Below are 15605 nucleotides of genomic sequence, written 5' to 3'. Positions count from 1 at the left end.
GAGGAACGATGGGGCCGCGGGCTCTCCCCCCCAGGGTCTGGGTGTTGCGCTTGGGGGGCCCGGGGGAACCCGGAAAACGCCTTACGCCCCTCCCGGGCGGCGTGAGATCCTGGAAGGCGACCCCGGCCGTGCGCCGGGGCACCCCAAGCCGCCGAGCCGGAAGAACACCGTGACCGTCACCGACCACAGCCAGCAGCTCATCACCGTCGCCGCGCAGGCGGCGGCCGACAAGCTCGCGCACAACATCATCGCCTTCGACGTCAGCGAGGTGCTGTCGATCACCGACGCCTTCCTGATCGCCTCCGCGAACAACGACCGCCAGGTCCGCTCCATCGCCGAGGAGATCGAGGACCAGCTGCGCGAGCAGCTGGACATCAAGCCGGTGCGCCGCGAGGGCGAGCGCGAGGGCCGCTGGATCCTGCTCGACTACCTGGACATCGTCGTGCACGTCCAGCACTCCGAGGAGCGCTCCTTCTACTCGCTGGACCGCCTCTGGAAGGACTGCCCCGAGCTGCCGCTGCCCGAGGACGCCGTGGCCTCGCGCAACCGCCCGGACGCCCACAACGACGAGGCCGGCAACGCCGTCGCGCCCGCCGACGACTTCGGCAAGCCCGAGGATCTGCACTGAGCCGCGGCGCGCGCGGCCCGCGCATCGTCTTCTGGCGGCACGGCCAGACCTCCTGGAACCTCGAATCGCGTTTCCAGGGCACCACGGACATCGAGCTGACCGGCCAGGGCGTCCTGCAGGCCCAGCGGGCGGCCCGGCTGCTCTCCGGGCTCCGTCCCGACCTGCTGATCTCCTCGGACCTCCAGCGGGCCCGGCGCACCGCCGCGGAGCTGGCCGAGGTCACCGGGCTGGACGTGCAGCACCACGAGGGCCTGCGGGAGACCTTCGCGGGCTCCTGGCAGGGCCTGACCAACGCCGAGATCCGCGAGCGCTTCCCGGAGGAGTACGAGGCCTGGGCGGCCGGCGAGCCGGTGCGCCGCGGGGGCGGCGGCGAGCTGGCCACCGAGGTCGCCGACCGCTCGGTGCCGGTGGTCCTGGAGGCCGTCGGCAAGCTCCCGGAGAACGGCACGCTGGTCGTGGTCAGCCACGGCGGGACGATCCGCACCATGCTCGGGCGGCTGCTCGAACTGGAGCCCTCCCGGTGGGAGCGCTTCGGCGGGCTGTCCAACTGCTGCTGGTCGGTGCTCGGCCTGGGCACGCGCGGCTGGCGCCTGCTGGAGCACAACGCGGGCACGCTCCCGCAGCCGGTCATCGGCGACGACACCTGAGCGGTACCGGTGCGGGCGGCACCGGGGGCCGGGGGCCTCTCGGGGCCCTCGGCCGGGGTCCGGAGGGAGCGGATTTCGCAGTTCCGGCCCTGACCAGCTAGAGTCTTCCTCGTTCGCAGGGAAGGAACGCGGCCCGGAAGGGAAGCGGGAGATCCGGTGAGTGCGGGGCTATAGCTCAGTTGGTAGAGCGCTTGCATGGCATGCAAGAGGTCTGGGGTTCAATTCCCCATAGCTCCACTCCGCATCGGCGGTCGTGGTCAGCCAGGGTCGCCCGTGTCGCGGGGCTATAGCTCAGTTGGTAGAGCGCTTGCATGGCATGCAAGAGGTCTGGGGTTCAATTCCCCATAGCTCCACAGCAGTTCGGAAGGCCGTCACCCAAGGGGTGGCGGCCTTCCGGCGTTCCGGGCCCGGCCGGCCTCAGGCTTCGCAGGTGTGGCTCCAGCCGCCCGGCGGCAGCGAGTCGAGCCGCTCCACCCGCTCCCGGTCCTCCGGGCCGGCCGGCAGGTACACCACGATGTAGCACTCGGGCACGCCCGGCATCGTCAGATAGGTGGCGTTCAGCCGCAGCACCCCGACCGCCGGGTGGCGGAATACCCGCAGCCAGGGCTCCGGCGGCGCGACCTCCTGGCGGTCCCACAGCTCCCGGAACAGCTCGCTGCGCGCCGACATCCGCTGCACGTGCGCCTCCCAGGCCGGCTCGCCCACGTGCTTGCCGTACGCCGAGCGCAGCACCGCCACCATCCGCGGCAGGGTCTCCTCCCGGTTCTCGCACGGGTTGCAGCACGGCGGGGCGGTCAGCATGCACCAGAGGCTGTTGAACACCACCCCGCACGACGGGCGCATCCGGTCGGTGCCGAACATCGCGCAGTACGGGCCGTTGAAGCCCAGCACGTCGAACCGGGTGTTGGAGACCGCCGCCGGCAGCGGGGCCAGCGAGTCCAGGATCACCTGGATCGACGGCGACAGTTCCGGCACCGACGGCAGCGCCCGCGCCGAGGCGGACACCCCGGCCAGCCGGAACAGGTGCTCGTGCTCGGTGCCGTCCAGCCGCAGCGCCCGGGCCACCGCCAGCAGCACCTGCTCGCTCGCGTTGATCGGCCTGCCCTGTTCGAGCCACGTGTACCAGGTGACCCCGACCCCGGCGAGCTGCGCGACCTCCTCGCGCCGCAGCCCCGGAGTGCGGCGGCGCAGCCCCGGCGGCAGCCCCACGTCCTCGGGGGTGACCCGCGCCCGGCAGGCCTTCAGGAAGCGGGCCAGTTCGGTACGGCGGCGGTCGCGCCCGCCGGCCGCGGCGGGCAGTTCCTCCAGGACGGTCATGGCCCCATGGTGCCGCAGCCCGGGCCGCCGATACAGGTGCTGCCGGTACCAGGATCGGCAGGCTCTAACCACCAGTACCGGTACGGGGCCAGGCTGGCTGCCATGACGGACCTTCAGACCCGGCCCCGCGCGGCCGCAGGCACCACCGGCGCCCCGGCGGTACGGCCAGGGCTGCTCCTCGCACTCGTCCTGTGCGGGCAGTTCATGTCCGTGCTCGACGTCTCCATCGTCAACGTCGCGGTCCCCACCATCAGAACCGACCTGGGCGCCTCCGGAGCCGCCCTCCAGCTGGTCATCGCCGGCTACACCATCGCCTACGCCGTCCTGCTCATCACCGGCGCCCGGCTCGGTGCCCGGTACGGCTACAGCCGGCTCTTCCAGCTCGGCCTGGCCGCCTTCACCGCCGCCTCGCTGGCCTGCGGCCTCGCCCCGGCCACCGGCTGGCTGATCGCCTTCCGGCTGCTCCAGGGGGCCGGCTCGGCCCTGATGGTGCCCCAGGTGATGAGCCTGGTGCAGCGCACCTTCACCGGCGCCGCCCGGGTCCGGGCGCTCGGCCTCTACGCGGCGGTGCTGGCCGGCGGCATGGCGCTCGGCCAGGTGCTCGGCGGCGTCCTGGTCAGCGCCGACCTGTTCGGCAGCGGCTGGCGGCCGGTGTTCCTGGTCAACGTGCCGATCGGCGTGGTGCTGCTCGCGGCCGGCGCCCGGCTGCTGCCCCGGCTGCCCGGCGACGCCACCCGGGGCTTCGACCTCCCCGGCCTGGTGGTGCTCGGCGCGGCCCTCGGCCTGCTGGTGGTCCCGCTCGTCCTCGGCCACGAGCTGGGCTGGCCCGTCTGGGGCTGGGCGATGATCGCGGCCGGTGTGCTGCTGTTCGGCCTGTTCGTGGCCGTCGAGCGCCGGATCGCCCGGCGCGGCGGACAGCCGCTGATCTCCGGGCGGGTGCTGGGCGCGCCCGGGCTGCGCCCCGCGGCCGCCGGACTGTTCGCGATCATGGCGGCCTTCGCGGGCTTCATGTTCGCCTTCGCCCTGCACCAGCAGGCCGGGCTCGGCCACACCGCGCTGAAGGCCGGGCTCTGCTCGGCGCCCGTCGCCGTCGGCTTCGGCGTGTCCAGCATGCACTGGCACCGGCTGCCCGGCCGGCTGCACCGGATCCTGCCGGCGCTCGCCGGGGTGCTGCTCGGCGGCGGCTACCTGCTGCTCGGCCTGCTGCTCGGCGGCGGGGCGGAGATCGGCGCCGGGCCGCTGGTGGAGATGGCCGCGCTCGGCCTGGCCGCCGGCTGCGCGTACGCGCCGCTGGTCGCCCGGGCGCTCGCGGGGGTGGCGCCCGAGGACGCGGCCGACGCCAGCGGGGTGATGGTGACGGTCATCCAGCTCGGCCAGGTGATCGGCGTCGCGGTGCTGGGCTCGGTGTTCCTCGGCCAGGTCGACCTGCCGGCGCCGGCCGCCGAGTCGGGGGCGGCGTTGCGGACCACGCTGCTGGTCGACGCCGCGGCGGTGCTGGTGGCCGCGGGCTTCGCGGTGCGCGGCCGGCGGGCGGCGCGGTAGCGGGGGTGGGGTCGCCGGTAGGGCGGCGGTGGGGCGATGGGGTGCGGTCGGGGGTGCCGCAGCCGGGTGCGGGCGGAGGGCAGGGGTCGGGTGCGGGCGGCGGGCGGCACGTCAGCTGGGCGCGTGCGCGGTTGTCGTGCGCCCCGGGCGGGAGGCGCACGCCCGGGGCGCGGAAGGGGGACTCCCCGGGCTCCGCGGACGGGGCTCCCGGGGCGCGTGGTGCGGACCTCGGGAAACGGATTTCAGGAGCACGCCCAGGACCGTGTAAAGTAGTCGATGTCGCCGAGGGAAACGGCCGGAAACAACCGGGAACCACGGTGACATCGCAGGTCAAGGGGCTATAGCTCAGTTGGTAGAGCGCTTGCATGGCATGCAAGAGGTCTGGGGTTCAATTCCCCATAGCTCCACAGCAGTCGAGAGCCGCCTCCCGGAAACGGGAGGCGGCTCTTCGCCGTTCTGCCCGCGCCACCGGTCGCGGCGGCCGGAATCCCGCTACCGTCGTGCCATGGCCGATCTGGAGCGAAGGCGGAACGAGGAACTGGCCCGGATACTCCACCAGCTCGGATGGAGTCCGGAACGGCTCGCCCGCGAGGTGAGCCTCGCCCTGCCACCGGGCCTCGCCATCAGCTCCACCGCCCCGTACAAGTGGCGCGACCGCGGCATGGTGCCGCGCAGCCCGCACGACCAGGCGGTCTGCGAGGTGCTCAGCCGGACCCTCGGCATCGCCGTCACCTACGAGCAGCTCTGGGGCCGGATGGGCGGCCACCGCGGCGCCAAGATCCTCTCGCCCCGGCTGCTCACCGACCCGTGGACCGCCGACACCGCCCAGACCGCGCTGCGCGAGGCCGCCACCGACGCCGGGCCGGTCCGCCTCACCGACCTGTTCCGCAGCGCCGACCTCGACCAGGCCGCCGCCCGCCTCGACTCCCCGCCACCGCCCGTCGGCGGCGGCGAGGGCGCGCTGCGCGTCGAACCCGGGCTGGTCGGCGAGCTCGGCCTCTCCTACCGCAGCAAGCAGAAGCTCGAACGGGCCTGCGGCGGCGGCCTCGTCCTCGGCCCCGTCCGGGCCGAACTCGCCATGCTGGCCAAGCTGCTGGAACTCGGCGCGTACGACGAACGGCTCGGCCGCGAGCTGTACGGCACGGCCAGCAGACTCGCCCGGCTGGCCGGCTGGGCCGCGTACGACCTCGGCCACGACGCGGCCGCCCAGCGCGCCTTCGTCGCCGCGCTGCGCGCCGCCCACGTCGGCGGCGACCCCCGGCTCGGGGTCGCGGTGCTCGGCGCGCTGGTCGTCCTCGCCACCCAGGGCCCCGGCGGGCGCGGACTGGACGCCGTCTCCGCGCTCGCGACCGCCCTGGACACCCACGGAGCCGCGCTCGGCCCCACCGCCCGGGCCCGCCAGTACGGCCGGCTCGCCCGCGCGTACGGCCGCCGGGGCGAGGCCGAGCTGGCCGAGGCCGCCGCCGCCCGGGCCTTCGCCGAACTGGACGGCCTGCCAGGCGCCGAGGAGACCCGGGCCGGCGTCGCCGGGATGGTGGGGGAGGGACGGCTGGCGCTCGGCGGGTACCGGATGGCGAAGGTGCTGCTCGCCGAGGCCGTGGCCGGGCTCGGGCCGGGACGGGCCCGCTCCAAGGCGCTGCTCATGGTGCGCCTCGCCGAGGCCCACCGCAGGCTCGGCGACCAGCGGGAGGCGGCCCGCACCGCCGCGCTGGCGCGCTCGCTCGCGGCGGGGATGCAGTCCGAGCGGCTGGCGAAGGCGCTGCGGGAGTTCGACGCGGCGGGGCGGGCGGCGGCGCGGTAGGGCTCTCCGGATCTCCGGCCCGGTCCGGCGCGGTCCGGCGCGGTGCAGTCCGGTCCGGTTCAGTTCGGTGCGGTCCGGGCCTGGACCCGCTCTCCGGCCCCGTCCCGTACGGCCCCGCGCGCCGGTCCCGTACGGCCCCGCGCGCCGTCCCGTCCCGTGCGGCCCCGCATGCCTGCGTGCGGGGCCGCACGCAGGCATGTGCACCCCGCAGCCCGCCGACCCGCTTGCGGTACCCTGAGCCCATGCGAACCGTGCGCCTGCTCCTTAGCCGGCCGCGCTGACCAGGACCGGCTGAGCCCTCGGGCGGTGCCGGAGTCGGCGTGGCGTCCCCTCCTGCGAGGGGATTTTTTGTTTTCCGCCCCCGACCCCGTCCCGGGCCGGGTACACGGGCCGGCCGCCTGTGCGGTTCGCCAACCGACATCGATGGAGCTTGAAGGACCATGAGCGAGACGACCCCTGCGTCCGGCGCGGCCGAGACCGTGACCGAGCCGTTCCGGTACAGCGCCGCGCTGGCGGCCGAGATCGAGTCCCGCTGGCAGGACATCTGGGAGAAGGAGGGCACCTTCCACGCCCCCAACCCCACCGGTGCGCTGGCCGACCCGGCGGCCGGCGACGTCACCGCGAAGCCGCACAGCTTCATCATGGACATGTTCCCGTACCCCTCGGGCGCGGGCCTGCACGTCGGGCACCCGCTGGGCTACATCGCCACCGACGTCTTCGCCCGCTACCAGCGGATGACCGGCCACAACGTGCTGCACACGCTGGGCTACGACGCCTTCGGCCTGCCCGCCGAGCAGTACGCCGTGCAGACCGGCACCCACCCGCGGGTCTCCACCGAGGCCAACATCGCCAACATGCGCCAGCAGCTGCGCCGGCTGGGCCTGGGCCACGACCCGCGCCGCTCGATCTCCACGATCGACCCGGAGTACTACCGCTGGACCCAGTGGATCTTCCTGCAGATCTTCAACTCCTGGTACGACGCGGACGCCCGCAAGGCCCGTCCGATCGCCGAGCTGGTCGCCCGGTTCGAGTCCGGCGCGCGCGAGCTGCCGGGCGGGCGCGCCTGGGCCGAGCTGTCCGTCGCCGAGCGCGACGAGGTGCTGGGCGAGTACCGCCTGGCCTACGCCAAGGAGGTGCCGGTCAACTGGTGCCCGGGCCTGGGCACCGTGCTGGCCAACGAGGAGGTCACCGCGGACGGCCGCTCCGAGCGCGGCAACTTCCCGGTGTTCAAGTCCAACCTGCGCCAGTGGATGATGCGCATCACCGCGTACTCGGACCGGCTGATCGAGGACCTGGACCTGCTGGACTGGCCCGAGGCCATCAAGCTGCAGCAGCGCAACTGGATCGGGCGCTCCGAGGGCGCCCGGGTCGACTTCGCCGTCGACGGCGGGAAGATCACCGTCTTCACCACCCGGCCCGACACCCTGTTCGGCGCCACCTACATGGTGCTGGCCCCCGAGCACGGCCTGGTCGACTCGATCGTCCCCGCCGCCTGGCCCGAGGGCGTGCCCGCCGAGTGGACCGGCGGCGCCGCCACCCCCGCCGAGGCCGTCGCCGCCTACCGTGCCGCGGCCGCCGCCAAGTCGGACGTCGAGCGCCAGGTCGAGGCCAAGGTCAAGACCGGCGTCTTCACCGGCGCCTACGCCGTCAACCCGGTCAGCGGCGAGTCCGTACCGGTGTTCATCGCCGACTACGTGCTGATGGGCTACGGCACCGGCGCCATCATGGCCGTCCCCGCCCACGACCACCGCGACTTCGCCTTCGCCCGCGCCTTCGCGCTGCCGATGCGCTGCGTCGTCGAGCCGACCGACGGGCGCGGCTCCGACCCCGCCGAGTGGGACGACGCGTTCGACACCTACGACTCCGTCATCGTCAACTCCGCCCGCTCCGAAGGCGACCTGTCGCTGAACGGGCTGAGCGTCGTCGACGCCAAGGCCGCCGCCACCGCCTGGCTGGCCGAGCGCGGCATCGGCGAGGGCACCGTCAACTACCGCCTGCGCGACTGGCTGTTCAGCCGCCAGCGGTACTGGGGCGAGCCCTTCCCGATCGTCTACGACGAGGACGGCGTCATGCACGCGCTGCCCGAGTCGATGCTGCCGGTCGAGGTCCCCGAGGTCGACGACTACTCGCCGCGCACCTACGACGCGTACGACGCCGCCTCCTCGCCGGAGACCCCGCTGTCGCGCAACGAGGCCTGGGTCAACGTCGAACTGGACCTGGGCGACGGCGTCCGGAAGTACCGCCGCGAGACCAACACCATGCCCAACTGGGCCGGTTCCTGCTGGTACGAGCTGCGCTACGTCGACCCGTCGAACTCCTCGGCGGTCGTCGACCCGGCCAACGAGAAGTACTGGCTGGGCCCGACGGAGACCAAGCCGGCCGGTGGCGCCGACCTGTACGTCGGCGGCGCCGAGCACGCCGTGCTGCACCTGCTGTACGCGCGCTTCTGGCACAAGGTGCTGCACGACCTGGGCCACGTCTCGTCCGTCGAGCCGTTCCACAAGCTGTTCAACCAGGGCATGATCACCGCCGACGTCTACCGCGACGAGCGCGGCTTCCCGGTGCCCGCCGCCGAGGTCGAGGAGCGCGACGGCCAGTACTTCTGGCAGGGCGAGCCGGTCAAGCGCGAGGCCGGGAAGATGGGCAAGTCCCTGAAGAACGCCGTCGCGCCGGACGACATCGCCGACGAGTACGGGGCCGACACCCTGCGCCTGTACGAGATGTCGATGGGCCCGCTGGACGTCTCCCGCCCGTGGGACACCCGCGCCGTCGTCGGCTCGTACCGCTTCCTGCAGCGCCTGTGGCGCAACGTCGTCTCCGAGACCACCGGCGAGCTGGTCGTCACCGACGACGCGCCCGACGAGGCGACGCTGCGCGCCCTGCACAAGGCGATCGACGGCATCCGCGGCGACATGGCCGGGCTGCGCTTCAACACGGCCGTCGCCAAGGCCATCGAGCTGAACAACTACCTGGTCAAGCGCGGCTCCACGCCGCGGGCGGTGGCCGAGCAGCTGGTGCTGATGGTCGCCCCGCTGGCCCCGCACATCGCCGAGGAGCTGTGGCGCCGACTGGGCCACGGCGACTCGCTGGCGCACACCGACTACCCGGTCGCCGACCCGGCGTACGTGGTGGACGAGACGGTGACCTGCGTGGTCCAGATCAAGGGCAAGGTCAAGGCGCGGCTGGAGGTCGCGCCGGGCATCTCGGACGCCGAGCTGGAGGCGCTGGCGCTGGCGGAGCCGGCGGTCGTCGCGGCGATCGGCGGGGCCGAGGTGCGGAAGGTGATCGCGCGGGCGCCGAAGCTGGTGAACATCGTCACCGGCTGAGTGCGGCTGAGCTTGGTCGAGCGCGGCTGTGCCGGATCGAGTGCGGCTGTGCGTGGCTGCCGGGGCAGCGAGCGCGGAGCGGTCGGGCGGGCGTCCTTCGGGGCGCCCGCCCGGCGTTTTGCGGGAGGTGGGGGCCGGAGGGGCTTCCCGTCCGGCGTTGCGCGGAGGAGCCGGCGGTTCCCGCCCGGCGTTGCGCGGAGGGGCCGGCGGTTTCCGCCCGGTGTTTCGCGGAGGGGCCGGAGGGTGCTCGCGGGGGCTTTCCGGGGCGGTCGGGGACCCTCGGGGAGATCCCGGATCTGACCCTGATCTCCGTCCGCGGGGGCCGCTCGGGCTGCCCCCGGACGGCTTCCGGCGGCTACCGTGGAACCCTCGGCAATTGCGGCCCGCGTTGGGCCCGGTGGGGGCCGGAACGACGGCGGAAGGTGGCGCGCGATGGACGTGTTCGGCGTGATGATCGGCCTGGTCCTGCTCTTCGGGGTCGCGGTGATGGTGCTGGCCGTGGTCGGCACGGTCAAGGCCGCCAAGGCCGTCGGCGCGAAGATCGAGAAGCACGAGGCCAACGCCCGCCGGGCCGTGGAGACCGCCACCCTCAAGGCGAAGACGTACACCAAGGTCGGCCCGTCCGCACAGATCGCCTCCGTCCGGCTCCGCCTGCGGACCTCGCTCGACGGCACCCGGCAGGTGCTGGAGAGCGGCCTCACGCAGGACGGCCAGCTCGGCGAGTCGCTCGCCCTGCTGAAGCGGCTCGACGAGCACGCCGCCGAGCTCGACGGCGAGCTGCGGATGCTGGAGCGCGAGCCGGAGACCGCGCGGATCGCCGCCAAGCTGCCCGAGCTGCGCGAGCGGGCCGAGCGGATCACGCACTCGGCGGAGACCATGCGCTGGGCGGCGCAGGACCGGATGCAGCGGTTCGCGGACGACGAGCTGAGCCGGCTGAGCCAGGAGTGCGAGAGCGAGGCGGGGGCGCTGCGGCACTGGGACACCGCGGGGGGTGCTTCCTCCGGCAAGGGTTCGGGTGCTCCGGGTGCCTCGGGCTCTGCCGGTTCCGCGGGTTCCGCGGGTTCCGCGGGTTCCGCGGGTTCCGCGGGTTCCGCGGGTTCCGCCGGTTCCGGCGGCGCGGCCGGGAGCGCGGCTCGGGCCCGGCTGACCGACGGGAAGGGGCGTGCGAGTGCCGAGGAACTGCTCGGGCTCGCCGATCCGCTGGCCAAGCTGGCGCAGCGGCTGCGCAAGCCCTCGGCCGGGCCTTCGACGGGGCCCTCGGCAGGCTGAGCCGGCGGGGCGGTGCGAGGCCTTCGGCCGGTGCCCGGACCATGCGCTGTCCTCCCGGACCGGCGGGGAGTAACCTCCGGCTCATGCCCTCCGACCTCGCGCTTGTCACCGATTCCACGGCCTATCTGCCGCAGGAGACCCTCGACCGGCACGGGATCACGGTGGTCCCGCTGAGCGTCGCGGTCGGTGACTCGGTCCTGAGCGAGGGCGTCGAGATCTCCCCGAAGGACGTCGCCGAGGCGCTGCGCGGCAAGCAGCGGGTGACCACCTCCCGGCCGAACCCGGAGACCTTCGCCGCCACCTACCGGGCGGCCGCCGAGGCCGGGGCGAAGGGGATCGTCTCGGTGCACATCTCCGGCGAACTGTCCGGCACCGTCGAGGCCGCCCGGCTGGCCGCCGCCGAGGCGCCCGTACCGGTGCGGGTGGTGGACAGCCGGCTGGTCGGGATGGCGCTCGGGTACGGGGTGCTGTCGGCGGCCGAGGCCATCGAGGCCGGGCAGGGCCTGGCGGAGGCGGCCGAGGCGGCCGAGCGGCGGGCGGCCCGGACCAGCGGGTTCTTCTACGTCGACACCCTGGAGCACCTGCGGCGCGGCGGCCGGATCGGGGCGGCGCGCGCCCTGCTCGGCTCGGCCCTGGCGGTCAAGCCGCTGCTGCACCTGGACGGCGGGCGGATCGAGCCGCTGGAGAAGGTGCGGACGGCGTCGCGGGCGATCGCGCGGCTGGAGGAGATCGCGGTCGAGCGGTCGGGGGAGCAGGAGGTCGACATCACCGTGCACCACCTGGCGGCCGAGGACCGGGCCGAACCGCTCGCGGAGCGGCTGCGGGCCCGGGTGCCGGGGCTGCGGGAGCTGTACGTGGGTGAGGTGGGGGCGGTGATCGGCGCGCACGTCGGGCCGGGGCTGCTGGCGGTGGTGGTCGCGCCGCGCTGAGTGGTGCGGGTGGTTGCCGGTGTGGGGCGGTCCGGCTGGTCGCCTGGTCGCCTGGTCGCCCGGTCGGCTGGTTGCTTGGTCGGCTGGCTGCTTGGTCGGCTGGTCAATTTCGGACAGCCCTGCTCACTCCTGTGAGTGACACTTTTTATCCACAACCCCCGGGTTGTCCACAGGGTTTGGTTGATTTCCGCGCGCTCGCCGGAGGACTCCTACCGTCCTCGGCATGACGACCATGGGCCTGGGCGCGGCGAAGCGCCATGCGATCAACGAGACGGTACGGCTGCGGATGGCCGCGCTGCTGCCGGCGGGTGGCGAGCCGACGGGTGACGAGCCGGAAGGCGGCGTCGGCGGGGGCTCCCCGGGGTCGGCCGCATCACCGACAAGGGGCCGGGCGGCGGCGGCCGGCGGCCCGTCGTTGCCGTCGCAGGCAGCGGTGCCGGCGGCGGTGCCGGCACCGCCGGACGCGGGTGCCGCGCCGGATCCGGGTGACGCCGTGGATCCGGGTGACGCCGTGGATCCACCGGAGGCCGGGGCACGTCCGCGAGTCCCCTCAACCGCCTCGTTCCCCCCGCTCGGCTCGGCGTTGGCGCTCGACCGGCGCGCGGTGGCCGGGCTGGCCATCCTGCTGCTGTTCGCGGTCGGCTACGCCGTACAGCACTTCTGGCTGGCCCGGCCGGAGACGGTCGCCGTGCCCGCGTCGGCGGCCGTCGCGGCACCGGCGGGGGCCGAGCCGCCCGCTCCCGCCGACGCCTCCGCCGTCGACCCCAGGGCCGGGCCTGCCGCCGGTACCGGGGCGGAGGTCGTGGTGGACATCGGCGGGCGGGTCCACCTCCCCGGCCTGCACGCCCTGCCCGGCGGCTCCCGGGTGGCCGACGCCCTGCGGGCGGCGGGCGGACCGCTGCCGGAGACGGACACCAGGAGCCTCAACCTGGCCCGCATCCTGACGGACGGTGAGCAGATCCTGGTCGGCGAACCGGCGCCCGCCCCCGTCCCGGCCGTCGTCGGCAGCGGGAGCGGACCTCCGGGCCCCGCCGCACCCCGACCACCCGTCAGCCTCAACCGCGCCACGCTCGAACAGCTCGACACCCTTCCCGGCGTCGGCCCCACCCTCGCCCAGCGCATCCTCGCCTACCGCACCTCGCACGGCTCCTTCCGCTCCCTCGACCAACTCCGGCAGGTCAGCGGCATCGGCGCCCGCACGTACGCGGAACTCCGCCCGCTCCTCACCCTCTGACGCCGCCACCGCCGCCGTCCCCGCCCGCTTCCCCGGCCACCGAAGGGAGGTACCGCCATGTCCGTCGCCACCGCGCCGGCCGGTCCGGCCGCTGCGCCCCGCTCCGCGGGCGCCGACTTCCGGCTGCTGCTGCCCGCCGTCTCGGCCTGGACGGTCACGGCGGCGCTCCTCGGCCTGGAACCGGGGTACGAGGCCCTCGCCCTCACCGCGGCCGGCCTTGCCGCGCTCGCGGCCGTCCTGCTGCTCACCCGGCCGGGGGTCCTGCGCCGGCGCGGGTCCTCGGCGACGCTGGCCGCCGTCCTGCTCACCGGCGCGGCGGCCGCGATCGCCACCCCGCTGCACACCTCCGACCTCCACCGGGGGCCGCTGCCGGAGCTCGCCCGCGCGTCCGTGGCCGCCGAGCCGGGAACGCCGTCCCCGGTGGTGGAGGTGGAGCTGACGATCACGGGGGACCCGAAGGCCCACACCTCCCGGGGCGGCCCCGCCGCCGGGCAGACGCTCCTCACCGTCGAGGCGGTGGCCGACCGCGTCACCCCGCTCCCGGACGGGCGGAGCACCCGCACGCGGACGCCGGTGACGGTCATGGTCCGAGGGGCGCGGAGCGAGCCCTGGCAGCGGGTGCTCCCGTCCCAGCGGCTGGCGGCGGAGGTTGAGGTGCGGCCGGCGGGGGAGGGGCATGACACCGAGTCGGCCGCGCTGCTGGTCGTCCACGGGCAGCCCCGGCAGCTGGCGCCGCCGAGCCTGCCCCAGCGGATCGCCGGCCGGCTGCGCGAAGGCCTGCGCACGGCCACCGACGGACTTCCGGCGGACGCGCGCGGGCTGCTCCCGGGGCTGGTGGTCGGCGACACCTCTCGACTGCCCGACGACCTCGACGACGCCTTCCGGGCCACCGACCTGGTCCACCTGGTGGCGGTCAGCGGGGCCAACCTGGCGATCGTCCTCGGTGCGCTGCTGGGCGCGCCCGGGCAGGCCGGTACCCCGGAACGGCACGGGCTGGCCGCGCTGCTGGGGCTGTCACTGCGCACCGGTGCGCTGCTCGGCACCGCGCTGACCCTGGCCTTCGTCACCGTCTGCCGGCCCGAGCCCAGCGTGCTGCGGGCCGCCGGGACGGGGCTGATCGGCATGCTGGCCCTGGCCGCCGGCCGTCCCCGCAAGGCGGTGCCCGCGCTCGCCGGAGCGGTCCTGGTGCTGGTCCTGCTGGACCCGTTCCTGGCCCGCTCGTTCGGCTTCCTGCTGTCGGTGCTCGCCACCGCCGGGCTGCTCGTCCTCGGACCGCACTGGGCCGAGGCCCTGCGGGCCCGCCGCTGGCCGTACCACCTGGCAGGCGCGCTCGCGGCCACGGCGGCCGCCCAGGCCCTGTGCGCGCCGGTGACGGTGGTGCTGTCCGGGCACATCAGCCTGGTCGGGATCCCCTGCAACCTGCTGGCCGAGCCGGCGGTGGCCCCGGCGACGCTGCTCGGCTTCGGGGTGCTCGCCCTGCAGCCGCTCCTTCCGGACCTGGCCCGTCTGCTCGCGGAACCGGCCGGAGTGCCGGCCGGCTGGCTCTCCCTCGTGGCACGCCGTGGTGCCGGGATTCCGGGCGGCCAACTGGACTGGCCGGGAGGGTGGTTCGGGACGGCGACGGTCGCGCTGGCCGTCCTGGCCGGCTGTTGGGCGGCGCCGCTCCTGCTGCCCCGACGGGCGCGGCCCGGCAGCCCGCTGCCGGCGTACGGGCGGCGGCGCTGGGCGCGGGCCCTGGTGGCGGGGGCGCTGACGGCGGTCCTGCTGGCCGTGCTGCTGCGCCCGCCGCAGCTCACCCGGATCGCCACCGGCTGGCCGCCGCCGGGGTGGCGATTGGTGATGTGCGACGTCGGACAGGGAGACATGCTGGCCCTCGCGGCGGGGGCGCCGGACAGCGCGGTGGTGGTCGACGCCGGGCCGGATCCGAACGCCGCGGACAGATGCCTGCGCGACCTCGGCATCACGACGGTTCCCTTACTGCTGCTGACGCACTTCCACGCCGACCACGTCGAGGGCGTGCCGGGGGTGCTGCGGGGCCGCAGGGTCGGCGCGGTCGAGGGCACCACCTTGGACGATCCACCGGGCGAGGCCGCCCGGGTGGCGAGCTGGACGGCAGGCGCGGGCCTCCCGCTGCTGAGAGCCGGTCGAGGTGAACGGCGGTCGGCCGGCGCCGGGTTGGCCTGGGACGTGGTGTGGCCCGTCCCCGGCTCGGCGGTCGAGGCGCCGGGCCCGAACAACGCAAGCGTCGCCTTGATGGTGGCACTGACAGGAGGACTACGGATGGCACTGCTCGGAGATCTCGAACCGCAGGCCCAGTCGGCACTGCTGGGCCGGATGGGGAAGGCCGATGTCGTGAAGGTGGCGCATCACGGATCGGCCCACCAGGACTGGGACTTGGCGGGTGCCCTGCGGCCCCGGCTGGCCCTCATCTCCTGCGGCGAGGGCAACCCGTACGGTCACCCGTCCCCGAGGACGGTCGACCATCTGCGCGCACTCGGCGCCACCGTGCTGCGCACCGACCGGGAAGGGGACATCGCGGTGACGGGCGACTCCCCGGCCACCCTCGGTGTCGCCGTCCGTCCCCGGCCCGCCCACGCGGCCCGCCGCCCCGGCGCCCACGCCGGGCCCGGTGGCGCTGACGGGCACGGCCCCGCACCCCACGCCCACCCCGAGCAGACCCCAGGCACCCCCCGAGCCCCGCCCGCCTGACCCCCGCGCTCTCCTCCTCCCACCAATCACGTGGGGGCATGGAAAGTAGAAGGGGGTGGTGGGAGGAGGAGCGGCGCAGAGCCAGCAGAAACGTTCCGGCGGGGGTGGGGGGGGGGGAGGAGGGAGGGGGGGAAAAGGGACAAAACCAAAGGGGGGGGGGGGGGGGCCCTCGTCACGGGTGGAACGTCCTCTTTTCCCCCCTT

At 74.8% G+C, this 15605-nt stretch carries 10 protein-coding genes and 3 tRNA genes; 12 read left to right on the top strand and 1 reads right to left on the bottom strand.

Features of this window, described 5'->3' with window-relative positions; genetic code table 11:
• Positions 1–169: 169 nt before the first annotated feature.
• From rsfS to ACFVGO_RS37735, 4 genes are all read left to right on the top strand, one after another.
• Positions 170–628, top strand: a complete 459-nt coding sequence (rsfS, locus tag ACFVGO_RS37750) for a ribosome silencing factor (RefSeq protein ID WP_380348036.1) — start codon at positions 170–172, stop codon at positions 626–628.
• Positions 625–1275: a histidine phosphatase family protein gene (locus ACFVGO_RS37745; protein ID WP_359910995.1), complete on the top strand. Its 651-nt coding sequence runs from the start codon at positions 625–627 to the stop codon at positions 1273–1275. The genes rsfS and ACFVGO_RS37745 overlap by 4 nt, the downstream gene beginning before the upstream one ends.
• A 164-nt stretch (positions 1276–1439) precedes the next feature.
• A tRNA-Ala gene (locus ACFVGO_RS37740) sits at positions 1440–1512 on the top strand.
• Between the two features lie 43 nt (positions 1513–1555).
• Positions 1556–1628, top strand: a tRNA-Ala gene (locus ACFVGO_RS37735).
• A gap of 64 nt (positions 1629–1692) precedes the next feature.
• Here ACFVGO_RS37735 and ACFVGO_RS37730 read toward each other — a convergent pair.
• Positions 1693–2592: a helix-turn-helix transcriptional regulator gene (locus ACFVGO_RS37730; RefSeq protein ID WP_380636713.1), complete on the bottom strand. Its 900-nt coding sequence runs from the start codon at positions 2590–2592 to the stop codon at positions 1693–1695.
• Positions 2593–2694: 102 nt separating this feature from the next.
• On the opposite strand from ACFVGO_RS37730, the gene ACFVGO_RS37725 reads away from it, so the two are divergent.
• The 8 genes from ACFVGO_RS37725 to ACFVGO_RS37690 all read left to right on the top strand — a co-directional run bounded on the left by ACFVGO_RS37725 (position 2695) and on the right by ACFVGO_RS37690 (position 15402).
• Complete coding sequence (locus ACFVGO_RS37725) at positions 2695–4134, top strand: MFS transporter (protein ID WP_359910976.1); 1440 nt, start codon at positions 2695–2697, stop codon at positions 4132–4134.
• Positions 4135–4468: 334 nt separating this feature from the next.
• Positions 4469–4541: transfer RNA gene (locus ACFVGO_RS37720), tRNA-Ala, on the top strand.
• 98 nt (positions 4542–4639) lie between these two features.
• On the top strand, positions 4640–5935 hold the full coding sequence (locus ACFVGO_RS37715; RefSeq protein WP_359910979.1) for a hypothetical protein: 1296 nt from the start codon (positions 4640–4642) through the stop codon (positions 5933–5935).
• Positions 5936–6375: 440 nt separating this feature from the next.
• On the top strand, positions 6376–9261 hold the full coding sequence (leuS, locus tag ACFVGO_RS37710; RefSeq protein ID WP_380636711.1) for a leucine--tRNA ligase: 2886 nt from the start codon (positions 6376–6378) through the stop codon (positions 9259–9261).
• A 432-nt stretch (positions 9262–9693) separates the two neighbouring features.
• Positions 9694–10530 carry a hypothetical protein gene (locus ACFVGO_RS37705; protein WP_380636709.1) on the top strand — a complete coding sequence of 279 codons (837 nt, stop codon included), beginning with the start codon at positions 9694–9696 and terminating at the stop codon, positions 10528–10530.
• A gap of 83 nt (positions 10531–10613) precedes the next feature.
• Positions 10614–11459, top strand: coding sequence for a DegV family protein (locus ACFVGO_RS37700; RefSeq protein ID WP_359910987.1), 846 nt, complete (start codon positions 10614–10616; stop codon positions 11457–11459).
• Positions 11460–11682: 223 nt separating this feature from the next.
• Positions 11683–12693, top strand: a complete 1011-nt coding sequence (locus ACFVGO_RS37695) for a helix-hairpin-helix domain-containing protein (protein ID WP_380636706.1) — start codon at positions 11683–11685, stop codon at positions 12691–12693.
• 57 nt (positions 12694–12750) lie between these two features.
• Entirely contained in the window at positions 12751–15402 is a 2652-nt protein-coding gene (locus ACFVGO_RS37690) for a ComEC/Rec2 family competence protein (protein ID WP_380636704.1), read from the top strand.
• The last annotated feature ends 203 nt before the right edge of the window (positions 15403–15605 follow it).

It is taken from the genome of Kitasatospora sp. NPDC057738, from assembly GCF_042798815.1.
Lineage (GTDB): Bacteria > Actinomycetota > Actinomycetes > Streptomycetales > Streptomycetaceae > Kitasatospora > Kitasatospora lactacystinica.
This window is presented reverse-complemented; position numbering and strand designations above follow the sequence as displayed.

What these genes read in the sequence shown, in the direction of transcription:
- leuS (WP_380636711.1), top strand. Translation starts at nt 6,376, where the DNA reads ATGAGCGAGACGACCCCTGCGTCCGGCGCGGCCGAGACCGTGACCGAG.
- ACFVGO_RS37705 (WP_380636709.1), top strand. Translation starts at nt 9,694, where the DNA reads ATGGACGTGTTCGGCGTGATGATCGGCCTGGTCCTGCTCTTCGGGGTC.
- ACFVGO_RS37725 (WP_359910976.1), top strand. Translation starts at nt 2,695, where the DNA reads ATGACGGACCTTCAGACCCGGCCCCGCGCGGCCGCAGGCACCACCGGC.
- ACFVGO_RS37700 (WP_359910987.1), top strand. Translation starts at nt 10,614, where the DNA reads ATGCCCTCCGACCTCGCGCTTGTCACCGATTCCACGGCCTATCTGCCG.
- ACFVGO_RS37715 (WP_359910979.1), top strand. Translation starts at nt 4,640, where the DNA reads ATGGCCGATCTGGAGCGAAGGCGGAACGAGGAACTGGCCCGGATACTC.
- ACFVGO_RS37730 (WP_380636713.1), bottom strand. Translation starts at nt 2,592, where the DNA reads ATGACCGTCCTGGAGGAACTGCCCGCCGCGGCCGGCGGGCGCGACCGC.
- ACFVGO_RS37695 (WP_380636706.1), top strand. Translation starts at nt 11,683, where the DNA reads ATGACGACCATGGGCCTGGGCGCGGCGAAGCGCCATGCGATCAACGAG.
- ACFVGO_RS37690 (WP_380636704.1), top strand. Translation starts at nt 12,751, where the DNA reads ATGTCCGTCGCCACCGCGCCGGCCGGTCCGGCCGCTGCGCCCCGCTCC.